Below are 19,592 nucleotides of genomic sequence, written 5' to 3'. Positions count from 1 at the left end.
CAATGCGCAAGGTCGCATGGAAACTGATGACGGGCGCGGCGCTTCTCGCCACCCCGTTCACCGTACAGGCACAAACTGCCCAGGCATCGGGTGAAGGTCAGTCGGCCGAAGCCGCCAGCGATGCCGGTACCAACGACATCATCGTCACCGCCCGCCGCACCAACGAACGCTTGCAGGACGTGCCCGTCGCCGTGACGGCGTTCGGCAGCGATGCGCTCGCCGCCCGCAACGTCGACACGCTGGACCAGGTCGCGCGCTTCACGCCCAACATCCGTTTCGATGGCGCCGCCGCGCTTTCGGGTGGCAACTACAACGCCACTGTCTTCATCCGCGGCGTGGGCCAGAACGACTTCGCGATCTTCTCCGATCCGGGCGTCGGCTTCTATGTCGATGACGTGTACTACGCCCGCTCGATCGGCGGCGTTATGGATGCGGTGGACATCGCCTCGGTGCAGGTGCTGCGCGGCCCGCAGGGAACGCTGTTCGGCAAGAACACCATCGGCGGCGCCATGGTCATCACCACCGCACGCCCCAAGCTCGACGTGTTCGAAGGCAAGCTCGAAGCGACCTATGGCAGCTTCGATCGCATCGACGTGAAGGGCGCGGTCAACATCCCGCTGGTCGAAGGCAAGGTGGCGCTGCGCCTTTCGGGCGCGACGCTCAACCGCGATGGTTATGTGAAGCGGCTCTATGATGGCGGCACGCAGGGCAACCGCAACGCCCAGATGGTGCGCGGCACGCTGCGTCTCGCGCCCACCGACACGCTGACGATCGACATCGGCGGAGACTATACCCGCGCGCGCGAAAACTCGGCACCTTCGGATCTGCTGGCGGTGGCCAACGCCCCCGGCATCACCGGCACGCCGTTCCTCACCAACTACAACCGCTTCGTTGCGCCCACGCTGGGCATCACCGCGCCGAACGGGCAGAACACGCTGAACGCCAGCTACATCACCGCCAGCCCGTTCGAAACCTGGGCCGGTGGCCCGAACCGCAACGATCTGGACCTGTGGGGCACGCAGGGCACCGTGGCGCTCGAACTCGGCCAGGTCACGCTGAAGTCGATCACCGCCTACCGCGACATGAAGGCCTACTTCACGCGCGATGGTGACAACACGCCGTTCACCTTCCGCCAGACCACCAACCGCGACAAGCAGTGGCAGTTCAGCCAGGAGCTTCAGGCCAGCGGCAAGGTGCTAGACGACAAGCTGAGCTTCGTCGTCGGCGGCTATTACTTCAAGGAAAAGGGCAGCGACATCGCCACGGCGGACCTCGCCATCGGCCTGTGGCCCCCGCTCGCCGCCACCCCGCCCTATTCGCCGGCGGTGTTCATCCAGAACTACACCAACAACCGCAGCATCGCGTTCTACGGTCAGGCCGATTTCGAGATCGTCCCCCGTCTGTCGGTCACGGTCGGCGCGCGCTACACCTCGGACAAGAAGGTCTTCACCTCGATCAACGTGCGCCAGCGCGACAACGTGAAGTTCGTGGACGTGACCAAGGAAGCCACGTTCAACAAGTTCACGCCGCGCTTCGGCCTGAACTTCAAGGCCACCGACGACATCCTGCTCTACGCCTCGTTCTCGCGCGGGTTCAAGCAGGGCGGGTTCAACGGCCGTCCGCTCGACAGCGCGGCGGAAGTGACCCAGTATGCGCCGGAAACGCTCGACACCTATGAAGGCGGCGTGAAGGCCAAGTGGCTGGACGGCGCGCTGACCACCAACCTTGCGGTGTTCCATTCGCTGTACAAGAACATCCAGCTGACCGTGAACCAGACGCCACAGAACTTCGTGGCGAACGCGGCTTCGGGCAAGATCGACGGCTTCGAGCTGGAAACCGTGATGCGCCCGGCCAACTGGTTCAGCGCCAACCTAGCGGTGGGCTACACCCACGCCCGCTACACCAGCGTCGGCCAGGGCCTTGGCCCGACGCAGGTCCTGCCGATCACGGTCAACAGCAAGTTCGTGAAGACGCCCGAATGGACCGTTTCGGCCGGCACCGAAGTCAGCCACGGCTTCAACGACGGATCGGACGCGCGCCTGCGCGTGGACTACACGATGTACAGCCGCATCTACAACGACGTGGCCAACACGCCGATCATCACGCAGGGGGGCTATGGCCTGCTGAACGCGCGCTTCAGCTATACCTTCGCCAACGATGCGCTGACGTTCTCGGCGTTCGGCACGAACCTCACCAACACGCTCTATCTGCTGTCGGGCAACGCCTCTTCCGGTTTCGGCCTGGCCGAAGGCGCCTATGGCCGCCCGCGCGAATGGGGCATCTCGGCCGGATACAAGTTCTGATGGCCTGACGGCTGTCCCAAGGGACAACGCCAGGAATACGGGTGTCGGCATGATTGCCGGCACCCGTTTTCTTTACCCGGACCGCGCACGGCCTGTTTCCGTCCCCACGCACCGCCATCCGGACCTTGCCCTTCGCGCCGTGCGGGGGCATAGGCGCGGACGAGTCCCAATCCCTCCGTTTGATGCGAAAGGCCCGCCGCCGATGAAGGTCCGCGTTTATGTCAGCCTGAAGAACGGCGTGCTCGATCCGCAGGGCCGCGCGATCCATCATGCGCTGGAAGGCCTCGGCTTCTCGGGCGTCAACGATGTCCGCGCCGGCCGCATGATCGAACTCGATGTCGACGCAACCGTCACCGACGAAGCGCTCGACGACATGGCGCGAAAGCTGCTCGCCAACATGGTGATCGAGAACTACCGGATCGAAAGGGTCGCCTGATGTCCTTTACGGCCGCCGTCATCACCTTCCCCGGATCGAACTGCGATCGCGACATGGCGGTCGCCATCGAGGAGATCAGCGGCGGCACCGTCCACCGCGTGTGGCACGGCGATGCCGATCTGCCCGATGGTCTTGACTTCATCGCCCTGCCCGGCGGCTTTTCCTATGGCGACTATCTGCGCTCCGGTGCGATGGCCGCTCGGTCGCCGGTGATGCAGGCGGTGGTCCGCGCCGCCGAGCGCGGCGTGGCGGTGCTGGGCGTGTGCAACGGCTTCCAGGTGCTGACCGAAGCCGGCCTGCTGCCCGGCGCGCTGATGCGCAATGCCGGCATCCGCTTCGTCTGCCGCGAAGTGGCGCTGAAAGTCGAAACCAGCCAGTCGCTGTTCACCTCCGGCTACGATGCAGGCGAGCGGATTCATATCCCGGTCGCGCATCATGACGGCAACTATTACGCCGATGCCGAAACGCTTGACCGGCTGGAAGGCGAAGGCCGCGTGGCGTTCCGTTATGCCGAACCGGTCAACGGTTCGCAGCGCGATATCGCCGGCGTGCTCAACGATCGCGGCAACGTGCTGGGCATGATGCCCCACCCCGAACGCATGATCGAAGCGGCGCAGGGTGGCACGGATGGCCGCGTGCTGTTCGAAAGCGTGGTGCGGGGGCTGGTCACCGCCTGACGGCTGCTCTGGCAGGCTGGTTCAAGTCGCCTGGCTCAAGTAGGCTGGCTCAGGCGGCCGCGCCACCGCTGTGCTGCTGGTATGCGGGCGCGAACAGAGCGCGCGCATCTTCCGCCGGCATCGGGCGGCCGAAATAATACCCCTGGATTTTCTTGCAGCCCAGCGCGCGGATTACCGCCAGTTGCTCCTCGGTCTCCACGCCTTCGGCCGTGGTCGACATTTCCAGGCTGTCCGCCATGGCCACCACGGCGCGCACGATCGCCAGGCTTTCCGCGTTCTTCCGCGCCGCGCCCTGCACGAAGATGCGATCGACCTTGATTGTCGAGAACCGCATCTGCCGCAGGTATCCGAGCGAGGAATAGCCGGTACCGAAGTCATCCAGCGCCACGCCGCAGCCCAGCGCCATGATGCGCTGCAGGGTCGCCTGCGCGGTCGTGCCATCGCGCACGAAGATGCTTTCGGTGACTTCGATCTCCAGCCGATGCGGCGGCAGCCCGCTGGCGGAAAGCGCGCTGACCACCGTGTCCGCAAAGGCCGGATCGAGCAGCTGTTCGCCCGACACGTTCACCGCGATCTTGATCGGATCGGGCCAGCGCGCCGCTTCGAGGCAGGCCATGCGCAGCACCCATTCGCCGATCGGTACGATCAGCCGCGTGTCCTCGGCCAGCGGAATGAACTTGGCCGGGCTGATCATGCCGTGTTCGGCACTGTTCCAGCGCAGCAGCGCCTCGAAGCTCACCAGCTGTTCGCTCGTGGCATCAACCACGGGCTGATAGGTCAGGTGCAGTTCGTTCCGTTCCAGCGCGCGGCGCAGCGCGAATTCCAGCTGCCGGCGTTCCTCGGCATGGGCATGAAGCGCGGGTTCGTAGTTGCAATGCGTCCCCCCGCCGCTGTCCTTCGCCCGGTAAAGCGCCAGATCGGCGTTGCGCATCAGCGTTTCCACGGTCGCCCCGTCGCGCGGTCCGATGGCGGAACCCACGCTCGCCCCCACATAAAGGGTGTGGCTGTCTACCTGATACGGCTGCGACAGCGCATGAATCACCGCCTGGGCGACATGGGCTATGCGATCCGTATCCGAAGCGTCGCGAAGGACGATGGCGAACTCGTCGCCGCCCAGCCGGCCGCACAGTTCGTTGTCGGTCATCAGCTTGCGCAACCGTTCGGAAACGAGCGCGAGCAACTGGTCGCCCACAAGATGCCCCAGCGTATCGTTGACAGCCTTGAAACGATCGAGGTCGATCATCAGGAACGCGCAACGCGTGCGCCACTTGTCGGCGTCCGCCATCGCTTCGCCCAGCGTGTCGGTCACCATCATCCGGTTGGGCAGACCGGTCAGCGTATCGTAGCTGGCGAGATAGGCGATCTTCTCGGAGCTTTCGCGCTGTTCGGTCACGTCTGAACCCACGCCGCGGAAGCCGGCAAAGCCACCATTCTCGTCGACCTTGGGGGATGCCGACAGCTCCCACCACCGGTGGCCACCATCGATGGTGACGCGGACTATGAGGTTGGAGAAGCTTTCGCGCCGCTTCAGGCGTTCCGCCAGATCGTGCAGGCTGGAATGGAATTGCCCGCTATCCCACGAAGGTCCGGCGATCAGCTGGATCAGAGGCTTGCCATCTGCCTCGTCCGGCTCGCAGCCGAGCGCGAAGGCAAAACGCGGCGATGCGGCGCGGACCCGGCGGGCCGTATCGATCTGCCACAGCCAGTCCGCCCCGCCTTCCTCGAATTCGCGCAGCAGAAGCGAAACCACCTCGCCCTTTTCGGCCATGCCGGCTTCGGCCACGCGCGCGTTCAGGAACGCACGTGCCGCCTCGATCCTGCCGGCGGAAACGATCGTCACGAACGCCAGCGCCAGCCCGCCATTCACGACCTGACCGGACCACACGAACATGACCGCGCCGGTAATGCCCACGATGCCGCCAAAAAGCAGCGGGGCCAGCGGCACCGCGGCCAGCGCATAGGCCATGCCGGCAATAATCACCGTCATCACCATCCACAGGGCCAGCCGTTCCACATGTCCGAACAGGGGAAACACAACCAGCGGCAGCGTCCAGATCAAGGCCAGCGCCACGATCCATAGCGCGTGGCGGACGATTTCCGGCCTGGTCAAACGGCGGCGGTCGGCGTCGGCCAGCCCCCGATCCAGGCGCATGCCCTGAAGCAGCACAGCGGCCAGGAGAACCATCCAGCCAAGGATGAAGAGAGGAGGCGTTGCCCCGAAACTCACGAAGGCAAGGAATAGCGCCGCCAGCACATTCATGCCGACTTTCAGATACATACGACGGAATGCGCTGAAATACTGATAGCCGCGCAGCCTTGCCCAATCGCCTTCGACCGGTTCGTCAAGGCCAAGAACGGCCATGACCGGCAGACTGCGTGGCAGTGTCTGAATCGAGAGCGACGGCGGCATTTGCACGCCTTCGCCTTACCGCGCAAACCTTGAACAATGGTAAGCGGGTGTTGAGCGACAATCGGGATTTTCGGATGTCTCGCAGAGGCACGAGGAAACGGCTCTGCGATGAGACGACAGACGTCCTTGAACCGCGCCGGGTCTGCGGCTGCCATCGCGCGTGTGGTGGCGGCAGTATAACATTGATCTTCGGCTTCGGCGGGCGGGATGTTGCCGAGCCTGCGGCAAACCCGGCGCGGTTCAGCCTGCCCTAATTCGTTTCGGTGAAGTCGAAGGAGCCGCGACCGACAGCGATCAAGGCCTCCATGTCGGCCATGTGACTCGTCGCCGGGGCCGCGCTCGGCAGAGCCCCGTCCGTGGTGACTACCTGCGCTCCGCGCATGAGCGTGCGATGGACGGGGCAGTGATCGGCAATCTCCAGGAGCCGGGCTTTCCTGGCCGGATCAATGTCGGCATCGAACTCGATCCTGCGCGTGAAAATATCCGGTGGGTTCGACGCCTCATCGCGGCGATGGCCGACAGCGGTGCACCTTACTTTGACATCCCAGCCTTTGCGCTCGGAATAGAGCTGTAGCGTCATCGTTGTGCAGGCCGCGAGCGCCGACGCCAGCAGTTGGTAGGGGCTTGGCCCGGATCCCAGGCCGCCAACCTCCACCGGCTCATCTGCCATGAAATGCGCGCCGCCGGCCGTGATCGCCAGCTGAAACCGCCCGCTGCCTGTCTTCTCCGCAATGGCTTCTTCGCGCTTCTCGTCAATCTTCATCACTCACCCTTTCGAACTCCAGGTTCCTGCGTGCTCTGCATCGAGAATCTCGCCAACCATTGTCATCGCGTTGCTACTCCGAGCTCGCCTTGGCTTGCTTCCCGTCCACATCATGAAACGGGTCCCCGGGTAGCACGCCTCCCATGCATGCTGACCACCCAGCTTCTTACAGACAGCCTGGATGATGTGCGAACCCAGTCCGCGCTCTCCGCCATTGAGGTGACCAATGCCAACACCATCGTCCTCGACCGCCAGACGCCAGTCTCCGGATGGCGTTGCGTCGAAAAGGATGCGTACCTCGCCGGGATCGTCCACGCGGTAGGCGTGCTTGCAGGCATTTCCCACCAGCTCGCTCACCATGATCGCGAAAGCGGCGGCATGTTCGTTGGGAAGGTCAAAGTCGTCGGCTTTGACCGTGATTGTCCGGCGGTCCCGGCCATCGGAAACCAGGGCGCGGAGGGAATCGCCCAGTTCATCGAGGAAAACGCCGAGATTGACGGTCTCCGCCAGGGGTTCGCGGTACAGCGCCCGATGGACGCTGGCCACGGCGTGAATCCTGCGCTGCGTTGCCGCCAACACGATCGCTGCCTGCGGGTCGGAGACGGTGCGCCCATCAAGTTCGACGATCGCGGCGATGAGCGCGAGATTGTTCGCGATCCGATGGTTCATCTCGGAATCCGCCAGGACCTCCCCCGAAGGATGCAGCATGCTCGGGTTCATTGTGCGTTCCTCCACTCTCACCCGCACCACGGGTCGAGGACCTGGCGAGGACGGTTCGCCTCCGGCGATCCGAAAACTTCGTGTCGCTGGCGCTGCCTTTCCCCTGCGGGTGGTGCTCGCTGCAAACAATGTAGCCGCGAAGGGGAAGCGATGGGACCGCCCTACCGGATCAGGGCGCTCATACATTGGTATTGCGAACTTCGCGTCCTGACTCTAGCGACCGAGGCTCGGATTGAGAAAGTCCCAGACCTGGGAGATCACCACCGATCCCTCGCCCACCGAAGACGCGACACGTTTGACCGAGCGGGCCCGCACGTCGCCTACGGCAAAGATGCCCGGACAGGAGGTCGCGTAGGACGATGCGGCGCCAGCGGCATCGCCCGTGACGACGAAACCTTTGTCATCGAGTGACACCAGCCCCGACAGCCAGTCCGTGTTGGGCGCAGCTCCGACCATCACGAAGAGCGAGCAAGCATCCACCACCCTCTCATCCCCGCTGACGACATCCCGTATAGAAATTCTCTCCAGACGCTCGTCCCCTTCGAGGGAGACGACCTCGGCGCCGTAATCGATCGTGATCGCCGGATCCGCCTCCAGCCTGCTCGACAGATAGCTGGACATGGACGCCGCAAGCGAGCTTCCGCGGACCAGCACCCTCACGCTGCGCGCCGAGCGGCTGAGATACATGGCGGCCTGCCCGGCGGAATTTCCCCCACCGATCACGACGACGTCACCGCCATGACAGCTGCGCGCCTCGTTCTCCGTCGCCGCATAGTAGACGCCGGCTCCCTCGAGTTGGGCGAGACCGCGGATTGGGAGGCGTCGATACTGTACGCCGGTCGCGACCACTACCGCCCTCGCGCGGACAGCTTGCCCGCTGTCGAACGTGGCGCAGAAGTCGCCGTCGTCGAGACGCTCGAGAAGGGATACGCGCCTTGGAACAACGAAGCGGGTTCCGAACTTCATCGCCTGAACTTCGCCACGCCAGACAAGGTCGGCGCCCGAAATCCCGGTCGGGAACCCCATGTAGTTCTCGATGCGGCTGGAGGTGCCGGCCTGCCCCCCGACCGCGGTGTCCTCGACCACCAGGGCGCTCAGACCCTCCGCGCCAGCATAGACACCCGCCGCGACGCCGGCAGGACCACCCCCGATGATGACGACGTCGAACACCTCGTCATCGACCAGTTCACGGCCGATACCGAGCAGGCGAGCGACACGTTCTGGCGTCGGATCCTCGATGACTGTCCGCCCGAATATCACCATCGGCTCCGTTGAGGTACTCGAACAGCTGCGTGCCGCCAGGACCGCTTCGTCGCTGCCAGGCACGAGCGAAGTGAAAGGGATGCGATTCCGGCTCGCGAAGTCCGCGATCCTGCGGATCGCCCGGTCCCTGTCTTCCCCGATGAGAATGAGAGCGCCATCCCGGGTGTCGAGCTGACGGCGGCGTCGCGCGGCGAAAACCGTGATGATGATGTCCGACATCTCCGGGATGTGCGCCATCAGGCCCAGCATCGTCTGCCGATCGACTTCGATGACCCGTGTCGGCTGCGCGGTCCTCAACAGCATCGACCAGTTGCCGCCGTCCAGAAACGCGATCTCGCCCATGAACTGTGTCGGGCCGAGTGTGGATGGAAGGTGGCGCTCATTGGTGAGCGGGTTGACCACCTCGATCTCGCCCTCAAGGACATAGATGAAACGGTCCGCGGGTTCACCGGGCCGCGCGACGAAGACACCCGTCGGATACTCCCTCACCACTCCCGATTTGCGGAGAGCCTCTACATGAGCAGCCAGAAGCGGCGTCCGCTGCATCTCCTGCAGATCTCTTCCGATTGTCTCCATGATGATTCAATTCCACGTTGAGAAAGGGATACCCAATGGCGATTACCCTACAAGTCGCCTGCCAGGATACGCTCGATGCAGTCGATCAACTCGTCTGGGTCGAATGGCTTTCGCATGAAACAACGGACGCCTTGCGCGATCGCTTGCTGCTTCACCTCCGGGCTCGGAAACGCCGTGATCAGTATCAGCGGCACGGCCTCTTTACGGAGTATTTTCGCCAGCTCCAGACCGCTTGTCCCCGGCATCTGTACATCACTGATAACGAGATCGAACCGCCGATCTCGGTCAGCAAGAAAGATATCCGCAGAGCCGAAGGTCATGGCGTGGATGCCCATGCTCTCGATGAGACTTCCGAGCGCCGACGAAACGTCCTCGTCATCATCGACGACCGCTATCAACCGCGGCGACCCATTGGGCGGTGACGATTCAACCAAAAGACGGTCTCCCTTTATACTCGACCATCTCATGCCGGATCGAATCGACAAGAAGCACTGCGCCGGCGTCAGCCGTCGTCATCGGAGCATCGTACAACGCCTGGCCCGTTCAGTTGAACCATACCGTGGTATTGGCGCCACGGTGGCACCGGGTAGGGGATCCCCGTTCAGCCTTGCTTTCACGACTTATGCGCGTGGCGAAATTCCGATGGTGTCATTCCAACTTCGCGTCTGAAGCTCGTCGAGAAATGCTGTGCGTGGCTGAAGCCGCAGGCGAGCGCCACCTCTGTTATCGAAACGTGCTCGTGGGCGAGCATCTCCTTCGCGCGGGATATGCGGCGCTCCTGAACGAAGCGAGCCGGCGTCTTTCCGGTTGAGGTTTGAAAGGCACGGGCGAAGTGCCGAATACTCAGCCCAACGATGCCAGCGAGTTCGTCGAGACTGATGATCTCATGAAGCCGGCTGTGGACGTATTCCTCGACTCGCCGGAGCGCGGGCGCCGGGATACCGCCCTTGACGATCGTCGGCTTGTGGACACCGTCCATTATGCGACGAATGCGAGCGACAGCCTGCAGCGCCCACCCCTCCGCCATCAGGCTGTAGGTTGCATCGTCACGCCAACCAAACAGTTCCTTCACGCTCCTCTCCAAGGGTTGGTCCGTGAAACTGGCAAGCGGTTGAGAGAGCGTGAAGCGGCCTCTGTCCTCGAACAGGGACAAGTCGATGAAGGCAGCGCGGTACTGCGTCGTCGGGTGGCAATAGAATTCGCCGGAAGCCTTCAGTTCCGGGGGGATGAGAGTGAGACTCCCGGAAGCTCGCTCGGTCTCGACCCGCGAGCCTCCGATATCGAGCGAGTAGCGCTGAAAGCCCGCATCCCAACAATAGAGAGCGACACGGGGCTGCCGGAGCAGCCAGCTTATCGGTTCCCGGGAATGGCGTGTCAGTGATTCGATGCGAACCGATGGCGAATCCTTGGGCACCAGAGAAACGGTTCCGCTGACATCGCGATAGTAGTCGCTTCCCCCGGCGTTATGGATGCTGTCCTCAGAAGACCTTGATGAGCCCGCGCTGTCAGTCACCGCAGACAACCTGTTGGCGATCGCCACTCGGTCCGCTCCGCGCTTTCTGTCCGTTTCGCGTATGTCGTGTCCTTGTTCTGCAATTCGCTCGCCAAGGGGGATGCTATCCAGACAGTCGAAACAAGGAGACCACGACGATGGAAATGATAGCCCTGCCGCCGATCTCCGAAGCGAACCTGAACTTCGATCTCGAGACGGCGAACGGGATGGACCGGCTGATCGCAGTATCCCATCACGTCCAGCAGAAGGTTTGCGCCACGGTGCTCCAGTCCTCTCTGATCGAGCAGCTTCTCGATCGGCCCGAACTGGATGTTGCAAGTGTACGGCATCTTTTGAAACGCATCATGGACGTAAGCTACACCGCCTCGTCCGCCGTGAGCGAACTGCAGGAATTGGTGCTCGAGCATCTCGGCGGCCAAGATCGCGGAGCGACCTTTCCGTTGTGCGACGCCCGCGCGGCATGATCTGGAGGCACCGCCGGGGCCGCTAGACTTGCTGCTCGATCGGCGCCCCCGATGCCAGAATGCTCTGGTGGGATAGAACGCATCGCCGCGCGCACCGGCTGGGATAGCTGCCGCCATCTAACCGCCACTCAACTCATGCTGTGAAGCGCCTTCGGGGAAGGCGCTTTTTGAAGTCCAAGCCAATCTTCGATGCGGTCGTGTCGCAGCATGTTCCACCCCCGACCATGCTTTCGCATCGCGCGCTGGGCCGAACATCCCATAACATGGTATGGGTCCACCCCCCAAGAACTCCTGAGGAAGACGCGCGCCTGTCGCAATGGGAAGGCGGTCAGACCGCGTCGCATCGCCCCCCATTCGCCTGCCGGAATTCTGTCGGCGTCATGCCGGTTGAACGCTGGAAGCTGTTGGAGAAGTGCTGGGCGTGGGAGAAGCCGCAGGCATACGCGACATCCGTCATCGAGAACCCCGGCATGGCCAACATCTCGCGAGCCCGCCCCAATCGCCGGTCGTGGATGTAGCGCGCGGGTGTCTTGCCCTTGCTCGCCTGGAAGCTGCGCGCGAACTGACGGATGCTCAGGCCCGCGATGGCGGCAAGCTCGTGGAGCGTGATGCTCTCCTGGATGCGGTGTTCGATATAATCGGTGACCATTTTAAGCCGAGCCGGCGCCAGCCCGCCACTTCGTGCTTCCCCCGGTTTCCTATCTCCCAGTTTCGCACGCAACCGCGCCACGCACTGCAGGGCCCACCCTTCGGCCATCAGCGGGAAAGTCGGGTCATGACTCCATCCCCCAAGCTCCGACATCCCCCACTGCAGGGTGGTATCCTCGAACCCTACCAGCGGGCGTTCGAACAGCGCACGGTCACTTGCGCTGAGAAAGTCGATTTCGATGTACGCAATGCTGTAGCGGAAGCGGTCCCCGACGGCGTGGAACTCTCCACGCACCTCCTCAGCAGCGGGAAGCAAGGCGAAGACGCTACGCTGCGGCCTTGACACGTTGCTGACCTCGCCGGCCACGTCGACGCTGAAGTGCCGATATCCGGCATCGAACATGAAGAGCGAAAGGCAGGGCTGACGGTAGCGGGCTACGACGGGTTCGTCGCTGACGCGATCGACCTTTTCAAGCCGTAGCGAAGGCGACGCTCGAATGGACACATGCGCCTTGCCATTCACATGCCTGTAGAACTCAGGATTTTCCGGTTCCCGCGAAATCACCATCGACGGAACCTGTCAGCCACATTTTGTAAGGTCGACCTATACCCTGGTAGTGGCGCGGCGCGATCGAGATGATCGAGCGAACACGACCGAACCGGCACGCCGTCACCCTGGGCATGCGCGATACTTCTCCGGGGTCATGTCAAAGATCCGGACGAATGCGCGCGAGAATGCTTCCAGTGATCCATAACCGAAGCGCGAGGCGACCTGCTCGATGGAAAGGCTTCTGTCGTTCAGAAGCGCGGCCGCCGCCTCCATCCGCATTTTCACGGCATACTCGAACGGTGTCTGCTTCGTTTTCTGCCAGACCGACTGCATGAACTCCGTGCGCGACATCTCGGCCACCTGCGCCATGTCGCCCAGGGTGGGGACGACATGGCCGTATCGCAGGAACTCGATGAGCCGATCGGGCTTGAGCTCGGGCACGGTATCCGGTGATTGAGCTGTCCTTAGGCTCCGCAGCCGGAGGCGTGCTGCGGTTTGAAGCGTCCACCCCTCCGCCATGATGGAAAACCCGGGATCATCGCTCCAGTTGGTGAGGTCGGCCAAGCCATGGCGTATCGCCGGATCATCGAACCCGATCACCGGATCGCTCGCCGCGTTCTCCGCCAGCTCGGCAGGAAAGAACACCGCGATGTAGCTGCAGGTGTTTCCGACGGTGTAGTCACCCTGGGCATCCGCACCGGGAGGCAGGTAGAACAACCTGTGCCGTCTCGGCGAGTAGCTCCTTTCGGCCGAGCCGCCGACGCTGAGATTGTATCCGGAGAAGCCGCTCCGCAGGCACATCATCGTGGCGACGGGTTGCCGGTACAGCCACTCAAGAACCGGCTGCGGCGCGGTTCTCCTATTGAATTCGATGTGCACCGCCGAGCTCGTCAACGTGCTCTGCCGTGCCACCTGCCCTGAACCCGAAATCGCGCGATATGCGACGTCACGGCTGGAGACGTCACCCTCGATGTCGAGTTTCGTGAATTCAGACAAACTTCAGTCCCAATACCGGAAATCGGCAGCTCATTTTACGCGCCGACAATGGTCCACCCTCCCCGAGCTGGCCATACATACCAAGGTATCGGCACCGCGGACCGAATGGCGATCTGTACGGAGTATTAGGTCGTAAACTTATAATCAGCAGGATCGAGGCGTCCAAATGGCGAACATATCGGGCCGAAAGACGCGCCGCGAAGGCTGGTTGCCTTTGCAAGCGCCTTTCGGTTCGAGATGGAAGCCATTTGGACGTCCCGTAGGGATTTGACCAAAATGGCCCAGCGCGGCGTCGGAGTGGTTTGAAATATCGACATATTCCTGCACCCCTCCTTCTTGCGCCGGGCCATTTTGCTCCAAACCTCGAGCCTGCTTATTATAAGTTTACGACCTAGAGACGGTAGCTCGCCCGCAAACCGAAGGTTCGAGGCATACCGGTGAAGCGCACGTTGACGTCAGGCGAAACCGTGCTGGTGAACGTCCCATACTTCTGGTCGGCGACGTTCGTGACATAGGCCTGGACGGTCCAACTCCCATTCACAGTCACGCCCGCCCGCAGATCGACGATCGCATACGGGTTGAGGTAAAGGGCTGCGATTTCTCCGAGGTCCGCGTTCGTCCCCGACTGGTATTTGATACTCGCGCCGACGAACACCTCCGAGCCACCGCTGCCAACGGTTCGGCGATAGCCCACATTGCCGAACAGCTGCCACTTCGGCGTCAGGGGGAACGGCTCCCCGCCCAGATCGCGGCGCCGGCCATAGGCGTCATAGGCGAGAAATGGACCCAGGATGGAACTGCTTGTCAGATTCATCCCGGCCGCGAGGTCGACCCCCTTGAGCGGCTCGGCGTCCACCGTGACCTCACCTCCCCAAACGCTTGATCGGGTGATGTTCACGAGTGCTCCGACCGGTCCAATGTTGGGATCGATCGTCTTTCCGCGCACCTGCTTGTCGCGGTAGTCGTAGTGGAAGGCAGCCGCAGATATGCGCACGCGCCCTCCCAAGCCCGTGGCCTTCGCTCCGACTTCATAAGCAATGACGGTTTCCGGCTTGGCAGGCGCGAACTGGCTTGCAACCGTTCCGGCGACGGTGGGAAATGCCGCGCTCTTCTGACCTCTGCTCACGTTGGCGTAAAGCATGATCGCTGGGTGCAGCGACCACTTGAGGCCGGCGCGCCAGGACCAGTTCCGATCAGAGAATTCCGTGTGGGTGACCGCGGGCAGGAGACGGTCCGAAAGCGACACGCATCCGCCAGCGGGAATGTTCACCGTCGTTCCCGAAAGCGTCGTTGCCACGCGGCCTACATACGCCGCAAGGCTGCCATCGCCACCATCGTAGCTACACCCCTGAAACCTTCGGCGTTCATCGGTATAGCGTCCGCCGCCCTCAAGAGTCAGCCTGTCCGTGACGTCGACCTCCAGATTGGCAAAGACCGCCCAACTACGGTTGCGATGTCTCGTCTTGGTTTGAATGGCGTCGAACGGAAAACTGCTGTCCTTTATGGTGAGAGCCAGTTCATCCTTGACCCGTTCCCGTTGAAAGTTTCCTCCCACCATCCACTTGACCGGTCCCTGCTCGAGCCGCGCGCGCAATTCCTGGGAGAATATGGAGACCCGCCCCGGGGTCCGGGACTGGAGAAGCTGAAAGTTCGTGCCGTCTGAATCCGACGTATCGTCACGCGACAGGTCCTGCCACGATGTGATCGAGGTGAGGGTGAGGTTCTCGAGCCGATAGAACACCCGGAGGTAAGCCTGGTAGTAATCGGCATCACGAGCAAACGCGCCATCATCCGACCAATCGGCCAACCGGTTGCTGCGCACGCCCGCAGGATGGCCTTGGACGCCCTGAGGTAGAGGCGGGCTCGCGCCCCTTAGCGTCACCAGCTGGCCAGCCTGGGTATCGGACCGATCCCGCCACCCGTTGATGTTGAGCAGGACATCCAGATTGTGGGCTGGGTTCCATTGGGTCAGGAGGCGGGCGATCAGCAAGTCCTTGCCCCCCCTTTTCTCTCCTGTCCTATCGCTCTCCTGCCAGTCGCCACCGCGTTCATAGCTGGCCGAAAGCCGCATCTTGAGATTCGCGGCGATGGGGCCACTTACGAAGCCCTCGTTGGTGAACTGCCCAAAGCTGTCGATGTCCGACGATAGGCCCACACTCAGGCGGTCCGTCGGCTTGGCGGACACGAAGTTTATCGCCCCCCCTGTGGAATTCTGTCCGAACAGCGTTCCCTGCGGCCCCTTTGCCACCTCGACGGTAGCGAGATCCAGCGCGGCTCCGGTTGACAGTGCCGAGTACGGAAGCGGCGCCTCGTCGATGTAGATTGCCACCGCTGGCGGAGCGGTCAGGCTGTTGTCGAAGTAACCGATCCCTCGAATGGAATAGACGGGCACCCCATAGGTCGATCGGGTGAATGTCAGGCCTGGGACCACCTTGGCCAGCCCGGCCACGTCCTGAATCCCCCGCGATGCAAGATCTTCCGAGCTCAGTATCTGCAGCGACCGCGCTTGGCGTTGAGGATCGCTCCCGAGCTTGCTCCCGGTCACGACAATCGCGGGTGTCTCTTCGTCCCCACCGGCCGGAATGGCATCCTGGGCGAGCGCGCCTCCGGATGAGCCGCACGCCGCAACGCCGGCGCCAAAGAAAAGAATCCGCCCTAGCACCCGATACCCCACCTTCCTCCGCGTGTGCTGCGGCGGACAGACGGGAGTGTCACTACATGCGATCGTATGGGTCGCTAAGGTACTGGCCTCGGGATACTGGCTAAATAAGCGAATACTAGGGAGAACCACCCTTGTCCTCTCGGGGAGAATCCAAAAGCGTTGCGAAGTCCATCTCCGGTGCCCTTGGCTTGCCCCGGAATGATCAGGTGCCTTCCCTCCCCTCGACACCCGTATGCAAAGCTCCCGCGCTCATCGACGGAGCAGGCTGGCTCTCCGACGCTGGCTGCATGTCCAGCCCGGACACGGTGCCTTGGAACAACAGGACGATCTCCGGGAAGAGCAGGCGGAATTCGGAGGACGACGATTGCGCGCCGCGCCATCGCGAACCGTTCGAGAAGCCCGGATGGAGTTGGTATGAGATCTTCATGCAGATCTCCACCATCGCGTTCGTCGTCGTTGACGCCCGCGAGCGTTCGCGCAAGGCGGACGAACTGCGCAAGAACGGCGTCGAAGATTTCAAGGCCTACCTGTCCGAACGTCCCGCAGACCTGGCTGCGCTCACCAGCGCCGTCCTCCTGGATCTGAACGATGCGGCTGTCGCGATGTTCGGAGGAACGGATAAAAGCGAGTTCATCGGGTCGCCCACCCACCGGTTCTTCGATCCGCTGTGTCCGGTTCTCAAGAACGTCTCCGCGGCCTATTTCGATGGAAAGCACGAATACCACGAGCAGGCTCGCTCCATTCGTCTCGATGGGTCGGGCTTCGACACGATCTTTGCTGCGGTGATGCGGGTTCCGAATGGACCACATGGGGTCTGGCTTGCCGCGTTCATCGACATAACCGAGGAACTCAAGAGGCGTGCAGCCCTTGACGGCCTGAAGGAAGAGCTCGCGCACTTCTCACGCATCTCCATGCTTGGCGAGATGTCGGCATCTGTCGCCCACGAGCTGGGCCAGCCACTCAGTTCCATCTCGATCTCGGCGATGGCGGCGACCCGGTTCCTTGAACGCGATGTTCCCGATGTGGCAGCCGCTCTCGACGCCATAACCCGCATCTCCTCGCAAGCCGGTCGGGCACGCGACGTGATGGATCGCATCCGCGGGATGGCGGCGCGTCGGGTAACGAACGCCGTCACCGTTCCGGTAGTCGACCTCGTCAGGGAATCGATGCAATTCATCAGGCACGAACTGGAGAGGGGAAAGATCACCTGGTCCGTCGATATTCCAGACCTGCAGAAGCACATTCAGGCGGACCCGATCCAGATCCAGCAGGTCCTGGTGAACCTGCTTCTCAACGCGGTCCAGATACTCAAGGACAGTCAGACGCGCCGGCCTGCGATCCAGGTTGCCGGCCATCACCATAGCGACTGCTACGTGCTGGAGATAAAGGACAACGGCCCGGGGCTACCCGCCGAGAGCATCTCCCGGATATTCGACAGCTTTTACACCTCCCGCCCAGAGGGGCTCGGACTGGGCTTAAGCATCTGCAAGACCCTCGTCGAAGCCCATGGCGGGACGATCGTCGGACTGAACCGAACGGATCAGCCAGGCGCGATCTTCCGGGTCACCCTCCCGGTTCTCCCTACGGCGCATCACCGGTCGGAAGACCTAACGGCGTGATGACGATCGATCCCATTGACGGCGGCCGGGAATGATTTCCATGGACCTCACCTGCGTTATGCCCACGTTCTCCATGCCCCATGGAGGGGAAAACGAGCCCGATGATGCAGTAAGCCTTGCCGACGCGAGACGGTGAGATCAATGGTCCAATCGAACGGTTGAAGGAAATGAGTTGCTCGGGTCTCCACTGATTGGCGTCATCGAGGACGACGAGGATGTTCGCCTTTCGTTAGAGGACCTCCTGCACAGCCTCGGCTATCGGACCAAGTCGTTCGCGAACGCCGACGCCTACGTACGCGACGAGGAATGCCGGCCCGACTGCGTTTTGAGCGATGTCCAGATGCCTGGCATGAGCGGGATCGAACTCACCAAGCATATTCGCCGGACCCAGCCCGATATACCCGTCGTCCTCATCACGGCTTTTCCAAGCAAGGACATCGCACGGCAAGCCACCGACGCTGGAGCCAGCAGCTTCCTTAGAAAGCCATTCGATCCAGCCGACCTGCTCGCCTGTCTGGAACGCGCCTTGCGACGTCCGGATGATTAGCTCCTGGTTTTACAGACGCCTTGCTTTCAAAATCTGCTGCCGTTCCTGACCTGCTTGTGTACAGGGTTGCAGCAAATCTCGCCGCAAACGAACACGCCCTGCCGGCCCCCCCGTTTTCCGGCGGGGGGCTTTGGACAGCCCGCGAACTTGCGCCGGGATGCGTGCGAAGTTCCGCGTCGAAGCTTCCGGTCAGAACGAGGTGATGACCGAGCGGGCAATCGCGCCGTGCTTCAGGTCTTCGTATGCCTCGTTGATCTCGGAGATGTTCACCTCACGCGAGATGAGATCATCAAGATTGAACCGACCCTGCAGGTAGAGATCCGCATACATCGGGATGTCATGCTTGATGTTGCTTGATCCCATGAAGACGCCCTTCACCTCGACCTGGCGCACGATCACGTCAAGACCGGCGACGGGGAAGGTCTGTCCGGGACGGTGAAGGCCGACGAGATATGCCGTCCCGCCCGGTCGGACCAGTTGAACCGCAAGTTCCGTGGTCACGGGCAGTCCGATCACCTCGAAGGCGTGGTCCGCACCGCGCGGCAGGATTTCTTTCACCGCGGCGACGGCGTCCCGTTCACCCGAGTTGATGAAGTCGGTTGCGCCGAACTTTCGGGCGAGTTCTTCCTTCGCGGGCTGGTTGTCGATCGCGATGATATGCGAAGCGCCGGCAAGCTTCGCTCCTGCGATGGCGTTCAGGCCAACACCCCCGACTCCGATCACGACGACGGTGTCCCCGGTCTTGAGGTCCGCCGAGTTGATCGCCGCTCCCGCGCCCGTGATCACGCCACAACCCAAAATCGAGGCCTGCGGGAAGGGCACAGCCTCGGGAATCTTCACGAGCTGGTTCTCATGGACAAGCGCCTGCTCGGCGAAGGCGGCGGTTCCCCAGCCGGTGTACACCGGCTTGTCGTCCGACATCCTCGTAAGCCGCTGACCGTCGCTCGTCGCGCGCATCGTCTCCTCGGGATGCTCGCACTGGTACGTGCGACCGGACAAGCAGGAGACGCAATGACCACAGAACTGCACGAGCGATCCGACCACATGGTCGCCGACCTTTAGCTCGCGGACGTCCGGTCCGACTTCGCGAACGACGCCCGCCAACTCATGACCGAGCACGGCCGGCAGGGGCACACCATAGTTCGCCTCGGCGAGATGAAGATCGGAATGGCAGAGCCCGCACGCCTTGACGTCGACCAGTACCTCCCTGCCCTTGGGTATATCGATCCGGACATCCTCCACGTCGAAGCGGCCCTCGTTGGCGTTCAGAACAGCTGCCTTCATACCCCATTCACCCTTCTCGCCGATCCGCCACCAGAGGGGGACCTTCCCGCTTAAGGAAGGGGTTTGAGAGCGAAGCAGCCAGCCCTACCCCGGTATGGCCCCGCCCGAACTCCGTATGCGAGCGGCTCGCAGAAATCGTATCCATCCGGCGGACCCCGCCT

17 protein-coding genes are annotated in these 19,592 nt (G+C 62.6%); 6 read left to right on the top strand and 11 right to left on the bottom strand.

The features are described 5' to 3' along the window. The first annotated feature begins 2 nt into the window (after nt 1-2). The 3 genes from B3547_RS07040 (at nt 3) to purQ (ending at nt 3,416) form a co-directional block, all read left to right on the top strand. Nucleotides 3-2,303 carry a TonB-dependent receptor gene (locus tag B3547_RS07040; RefSeq protein ID WP_292961573.1) on the top strand — a complete coding sequence of 767 codons (2,301 nt, stop codon included), beginning with the start codon at nt 3-5 and terminating at the stop codon, nt 2,301-2,303. 202 nt (nt 2,304-2,505) lie between these two features. After that, nucleotides 2,506-2,739, top strand: coding sequence for a phosphoribosylformylglycinamidine synthase subunit PurS (gene purS, locus B3547_RS07035; RefSeq protein ID WP_124810287.1), 234 nt, complete (start codon nt 2,506-2,508; stop codon nt 2,737-2,739). Next, entirely contained in the window at nt 2,739-3,416 is a 678-nt protein-coding gene (gene purQ, locus B3547_RS07030; protein WP_124810286.1) for a phosphoribosylformylglycinamidine synthase subunit PurQ, read from the top strand. The genes purS and purQ overlap by 1 nt, the downstream gene beginning before the upstream one ends. A 49-nt stretch (nt 3,417-3,465) precedes the next feature. Here the strand turns inward: purQ and B3547_RS07025 are convergent, their stop codons facing one another. The 6 genes from B3547_RS07025 to B3547_RS07000 all read right to left on the bottom strand — a co-directional run bounded on the left by B3547_RS07025 (nt 3,466) and on the right by B3547_RS07000 (nt 10,688). Next, entirely contained in the window at nt 3,466-5,826 is a 2,361-nt protein-coding gene (locus B3547_RS07025; protein WP_292961568.1) for a putative bifunctional diguanylate cyclase/phosphodiesterase, read from the bottom strand. 250 nt (nt 5,827-6,076) lie between these two features. Continuing rightward, nucleotides 6,077-6,589 carry an OsmC family protein gene (locus B3547_RS07020; RefSeq protein ID WP_292961566.1) on the bottom strand — a complete coding sequence of 171 codons (513 nt, stop codon included), beginning with the start codon at nt 6,587-6,589 and terminating at the stop codon, nt 6,077-6,079. 3 nt (nt 6,590-6,592) lie between these two features. Next, a complete protein-coding gene (locus B3547_RS07015) occupies nt 6,593-7,309 on the bottom strand; it encodes a sensor histidine kinase (RefSeq protein WP_158453991.1) in 717 nt (238 codons plus the stop codon). 213 nt (nt 7,310-7,522) lie between these two features. Next, on the bottom strand, nt 7,523-9,148 hold the full coding sequence (locus B3547_RS07010; RefSeq protein WP_292961563.1) for an FAD-dependent oxidoreductase: 1,626 nt from the start codon (nt 9,146-9,148) through the stop codon (nt 7,523-7,525). Between the two features lie 47 nt (nt 9,149-9,195). After that, nucleotides 9,196-9,582, bottom strand: a complete 387-nt coding sequence (locus tag B3547_RS07005) for a response regulator (protein WP_206694604.1) — start codon at nt 9,580-9,582, stop codon at nt 9,196-9,198. Between the two features lie 179 nt (nt 9,583-9,761). Beyond that, nucleotides 9,762-10,688: a helix-turn-helix domain-containing protein gene (locus tag B3547_RS07000; protein WP_292961555.1), complete on the bottom strand. Its 927-nt coding sequence runs from the start codon at nt 10,686-10,688 to the stop codon at nt 9,762-9,764. A gap of 110 nt (nt 10,689-10,798) precedes the next feature. On the opposite strand from B3547_RS07000, the gene B3547_RS06995 reads away from it, so the two are divergent. Further along, nucleotides 10,799-11,125, top strand: coding sequence for a hypothetical protein (locus B3547_RS06995; RefSeq protein ID WP_125956018.1), 327 nt, complete (start codon nt 10,799-10,801; stop codon nt 11,123-11,125). A gap of 328 nt (nt 11,126-11,453) precedes the next feature. Here B3547_RS06995 and B3547_RS06990 read toward each other — a convergent pair whose 3' ends face one another. The 4 genes from B3547_RS06990 to B3547_RS06975 all read right to left on the bottom strand — a co-directional run bounded on the left by B3547_RS06990 (nt 11,454) and on the right by B3547_RS06975 (nt 16,408). Next, nucleotides 11,454-12,341 carry a helix-turn-helix domain-containing protein gene (locus B3547_RS06990; protein ID WP_292961551.1) on the bottom strand — a complete coding sequence of 296 codons (888 nt, stop codon included), beginning with the start codon at nt 12,339-12,341 and terminating at the stop codon, nt 11,454-11,456. A gap of 102 nt (nt 12,342-12,443) precedes the next feature. Then, on the bottom strand, nt 12,444-13,319 hold the full coding sequence (locus B3547_RS06985) for a helix-turn-helix domain-containing protein (protein ID WP_292961548.1): 876 nt from the start codon (nt 13,317-13,319) through the stop codon (nt 12,444-12,446). A 391-nt stretch (nt 13,320-13,710) separates the two neighbouring features. Continuing rightward, a complete protein-coding gene (locus B3547_RS06980) occupies nt 13,711-15,981 on the bottom strand; it encodes a TonB-dependent receptor (RefSeq protein WP_292961546.1) in 2,271 nt (756 codons plus the stop codon). Between the two features lie 202 nt (nt 15,982-16,183). Beyond that, complete coding sequence (locus B3547_RS06975) at nt 16,184-16,408, bottom strand: hypothetical protein (protein WP_158453993.1); 225 nt, start codon at nt 16,406-16,408, stop codon at nt 16,184-16,186. Here B3547_RS06975 and B3547_RS06970 point away from each other — a divergent pair. Further along, complete coding sequence (locus B3547_RS06970) at nt 16,407-17,600, top strand: sensor histidine kinase (protein ID WP_292961540.1); 1,194 nt, start codon at nt 16,407-16,409, stop codon at nt 17,598-17,600. The two genes, B3547_RS06975 and B3547_RS06970, sit on opposite strands and share 2 nt — an antisense overlap. A gap of 172 nt (nt 17,601-17,772) precedes the next feature. Next, nucleotides 17,773-18,147, top strand: a complete 375-nt coding sequence (locus B3547_RS06965) for a response regulator transcription factor (protein WP_292961537.1) — start codon at nt 17,773-17,775, stop codon at nt 18,145-18,147. A 189-nt stretch (nt 18,148-18,336) separates the two neighbouring features. Here the strand turns inward: B3547_RS06965 and B3547_RS06960 are convergent, their stop codons facing one another. Next, nucleotides 18,337-19,431, bottom strand: a complete 1,095-nt coding sequence (locus B3547_RS06960; protein WP_124810552.1) for a Zn-dependent alcohol dehydrogenase — start codon at nt 19,429-19,431, stop codon at nt 18,337-18,339. Nucleotides 19,432-19,592: the final 161 nt, after the last annotated feature.

The sequence above is a fragment of the Novosphingobium sp. UBA1939 genome, from assembly GCF_002336885.1.
GTDB lineage: Bacteria > Pseudomonadota > Alphaproteobacteria > Sphingomonadales > Sphingomonadaceae > Novosphingobium.
Note: the sequence above shows the minus strand (reverse complement) of the source record. Positions and strands in the feature narration are given on the sequence as shown.